Below are 4,091 nucleotides of genomic sequence, written 5' to 3' on the forward strand. Positions count from 1 at the left end.
TGAGTACTTGATCGCGTTCGACAGAAGGTTGTCGATGACTTGTCTCAGTCTGATCGGATCTCCGCGGAGTTCGACCGGGCGTGACTCGCCTGAGAAATCCACGCTCACATCACGCCTGGCCGCGATGGCAGCGAAGTCGGACACGGCCTGTTCGATGATCCCGCGCAGCTCGGTCTTCTCGTAGTCGAGCGGCATGAGTCCGCGCTCGAGCAGCGCCACATCCATCAGGCTGGAGACGATAGCCGTCAGCCGCGAGGTCGCTGACACGATCGAATCGACCGCCTCCTTCAGAGGCGGGTCCACACCACCGAACTCGTTGTCGGCAAGCATCTCGGCGTAGAGCCTGATTACCGCAAGAGGGCTGCGAAGCTCGTGGGAGGCGACTGCGACGAAGTCCGACTTGAATTCCATGGTGCGCTCAAGACGTCGCGCGAGATCGGCTTTCTCCTCGAACGCGCCCTCGAGAGACCGGTATGACTCGAGCAGTTCTCGCTCCTGACGCGACAGCTGTTCGGTCATGTCGTCCAAAGCGGTGGCCAGCTCGCCGATCTCGTCACCACGATCCTGTGAGAGCCTGACCCCTCGCTCCCCCTGGGCGATGGACTTGGCCGCGTTGCGCAGCGTCTCGATCGGCTCGACAACCGTCCGCAGCACCGTCCAGACGCCCCAAAGTGCGGCAACGACCATCGCAAGGAACAGAACCACGACGGTCACGGCAAGAGGTTGGTACACAGCGTCTTCGAGACCGACAGGAAGGAATTGGATGCGCACGCTCGCGAGGCGTTGGCCCTCGACCTCGATGGGAACCAGCACGGCTTGCGGCTTCGTGAACTCATCGAGCAGACCCCTGGATGGCTCGACGAGATCGCAAGTGCAGCCCTCCTCGGTCTCGGCGATCACCACGCCTGCGGCGTCAATGATCTCGATGCACTCGATGGAATGCGCCTCGCTCGTATCGAGAATCCCCTTGAGTTGCGCCTTGATAAGTCCCGGGTCCTGATCGGCGATCACGGGAATGAGCGATGCGGCGACGACAGATCCTGCGTACTCGAGGCTGCGACGACGTTCCTCGGCGGCGTTTCGAACCGAGGTAAGCGTGACAACCAGCCCCAGAACCAGGCCGGACGAGATCACGATCGCAACGATGAGGGAGACGTATCGCACGCTTAGAGAGCTGAGGCGCGACGCGGCTCGGGAATCACCCGGTGTCGAAGCCGGCCCCCTAGTGGTCATGGCTACCACACGCTCGCCGAAGGGTGTCGGCGAACGCATAGTCGGCATGATCGAACTCGACGAACCCGTCGATGTGGCTGTCGGCCGGCAGAAGCACATCCGTGTTCATCTCAACAAGGATCCGCTTGACGAACTCGCGAAGCTCGGGATCCATGTCCGAGGAGACAACGACGGGGGGACAACCGCCGGGCGGGGACTCATCGATGATCTTGAGTTTCGACAGGTCCCAGTCGGCGGTCTGGGCGCTGTTGGCGACAGTGACCCGCAGATCACCCGCTATCACGTCCCGTAGATTGGTCTCCTGCGTCTCCCCCATCCTGAGCTCGGAGAAGTACTCGTCGACCCGCACACCATGCTTACCGGCAAGGTACTGCAGGTACGAGTATCCACCGAGCGAGCTCTTGTCCGAAGCGGCAGCACTGGAATCGGCGAGGTCTGCGAAAGACTCGGCCGGATCGTCGGCCCGGACAAGAAGCATCATCCGCGAGGTGTGTTCGCCGTCGATGATCGGCGTGCACACGCCTACCGCCGAATCGGAGTCAGCCAAGTCGAGATATGTGTGTGCGCAAACGAAGGCGATATCGATGTCCTCGCTGGCGATGACCTCAGCGGACTCATCTTCCTTGGAGAGGTAGCGCACAGTCACCGGGCGATGGAGCTCTTCGGACAGGTACTTGATCACGCGAGCCCAGTTGGACCATTCGCCCGGTCCGCCGGGCGTGCGGGCTACGGCTACGGCTACGACGAGCGGCGTCGCCTCGTCGCCAACGTTCGCGCTCACCTCGATCGAGCGATCAACGGGGTAGTAGCCGAAAATACTCGCGAGCGCGATGCCCACGACCAGCACGAACGCGATGGTCGCAACAATCGCCGCCACGAGCCAACGGCTCGACAAAGCCCGCTGGGAGGTCAGGGGATCGCCGCTCATGTGCTCCTCTGTGCGATCAGGCATGTCTTGTCCCACAGTGTCCACCCTTGCTGTGCGATGTGTCTATTGTACGTCCACGTCGGGCGACTGCTGGTGGTCACTTCCCGGCCGTGGTGTGCTCCGGGACAGCGAGAGCTCCTCGGCGTGCTCGATCTCGCAGAAGAGAAGGTGTTCCAACATAAGCCCCGCGAACCTCGTCACGGGATGATCGGACCGCGCATGCGTCGCCGCCGAGAAGAGGATTCCCCATGTGAAAAGATGGCCCACTAGCCTAGAAATTTCACGAAGCGCCTGACTTTCCTGCCTGAAACAGGCGACGGTGACCCTTTGAGCTGGGATAATGGGAGTTACAAGACCTCCATGACCCCACGCGAAAGGAACACCGTCTTGGTGAACGCTAACACGCCCGCCTCCCGCTTTGAAGTCACCTGTGACGCCGATGGTCTGACCTCCCGTGCCGGCACCGCCCTGCTCACCGGTCTGTGTGACGCGATCGGACTCACCGCGGCACTCGTCGGCACCGTCTCCTCGCACTCCAGAAGCGTTCGCCATGAACCCGGCCGCATCGTGAGAGACATCGCCGTGATGCTCGCCGACGGCGGCGACTGCCTGAGCGATCTTGGGGCGCTCAGGGGCCAGCGGGTGCTCTTCGGGGAGGTGGCGTCCGCCTCCACCGTCTACCGTGCCGCCGAACGTCTCGATGGGCAGGCACTCACGCGCATCCGCGAGGCGCGCGCACTCGCCCGCGCCCGTGTGTGGGACATCGTCGGCGCACCCGGGCGTATCGTCCTCGACATCGACGCCACGCTCGTCACCTCGCATTCAGACAAGGAACGCGCCGCCGGCACCTACAAGAGGGGCTTTGGCTTCCACCCGCTCACGTGTTTCGAGGCCACCACGGGAGAGGGGCTCGCTGGCATCCTGCGCCCGGGCAACGCCGGGGCCAACACCGCGACAGACCACGTCGCCGTCCTCGACCTCGCGCTGGCACAGCTGCCGCGAGGGGCGGCCGGCCCCGGCACGCTCGTGCGCTGCGACTCGGCGGGGGCCACGCACGCCTTCCTCGACGCGGTCGCCGCACACGGACTGCTCTTCTCGGTGGGATTCGACCTCACGCAGCGCGTGCGCGAGGCGTGTCTGGCCGTACCGGGCAAGGCGTGGAGGCCCGCGCTCGACGCTTCCGGCGGGACTCGCGAGGGAGCGTGGGTGGCCGAACTCGACCTGGATCTCTCGACCTGGCCGCAAGGAACGCGCGCGATCTGCCGCCGCGAGCGCCCGCACCCCGGAGCGCAGCTCACCTTCACCGACGACGACGGTCACCGCTTCCAGGTGTTCCTCACGAACCAGACGGGATCGCGCATCGCGCGCCTCGAGCAGCTGCATCGTTCTCGTGCCGCGATCGAGGACTCGATCAGATGCGCCAAGGCATCCGGGCTGCGCAACCTGCCCTTCCGGGCCTTCTCCATGAACGAGGCGTGGCTCGAGCTCGTGCTCATGGGCTGCGACCTCGTGGCGTGGACGAGGATGCTGCTGCTCTCCGGCACCCCGCTGGCGAAAGCCGAGCCCAAGCGTCTGCGGTACCGTCTGCTGCACGTCGCGGGAAGGATCGTGACCCACGCGCGTGGGGTCCGCCTGCGTCTGTCGCGCTCCTGGCCGTGGGCCGATGTGCTCCTCACCGCCTTTCAGCGACTCAGGGCGTTACCCGAGGGCTGAGCGGACCCGGCTCCAGACGCCGACATCGCGGATACGATCGGGGGGCTCGCTGAATCGCGCCCGAAAACGGGCCGCAACGGCCCTGGAAGACCCGTCCGGGCTCGCGAAGGGCCACGGGTGACGTGAGCGACGCTCAGACAGATGCGATATCGTGGCAGGAGGGTCGATTCGGAACTTCAGAACCGGCTCGGCGACCTTCGTGAAATATCGAGGCTAG

The 4,091-nt window shown here is 64.6% G+C and carries 3 protein-coding genes; 1 reads left to right on the top strand and 2 read right to left on the bottom strand.

Translation table 11 applies throughout. From position 1 onward, the window contains the following. Window positions 1–1,164: HAMP domain-containing sensor histidine kinase (locus tag Q8K99_04530; protein MDP2181819.1), on the bottom strand; the 1,164-nt coding region annotated here is incomplete at its 3' end. Window positions 1,165–1,222: 58 nt separating this feature from the next. Then, window positions 1,223–2,185: a PhnD/SsuA/transferrin family substrate-binding protein gene (locus Q8K99_04535; protein MDP2181820.1), complete on the bottom strand. Its 963-nt coding sequence runs from the start codon at window positions 2,183–2,185 to the stop codon at window positions 1,223–1,225. 336 nt (window positions 2,186–2,521) lie between these two features. On the opposite strand from Q8K99_04535, the gene Q8K99_04540 reads away from it, so the two are divergent. After that, complete coding sequence (locus Q8K99_04540) at window positions 2,522–3,874, top strand: IS1380 family transposase (protein ID MDP2181821.1); 1,353 nt, start codon at window positions 2,522–2,524, stop codon at window positions 3,872–3,874. Window positions 3,875–4,091: the final 217 nt, after the last annotated feature.

The organism is Actinomycetota bacterium, assembly GCA_030682655.1.
Taxonomy (GTDB): domain Bacteria; phylum Actinomycetota; class Coriobacteriia; order Anaerosomatales; family JAUXNU01; genus JAUXNU01.

Bases quoted from the DNA above. Each gene is read 5' to 3' on its own strand.
- Q8K99_04535 (MDP2181820.1), bottom strand. From the start codon at position 2,185: ATGCCTGATCGCACAGAGGAGCACATGAGCGGCGATCCCCTGACCTCC.
- Q8K99_04540 (MDP2181821.1), top strand. From the start codon at position 2,522: ATGACCCCACGCGAAAGGAACACCGTCTTGGTGAACGCTAACACGCCC.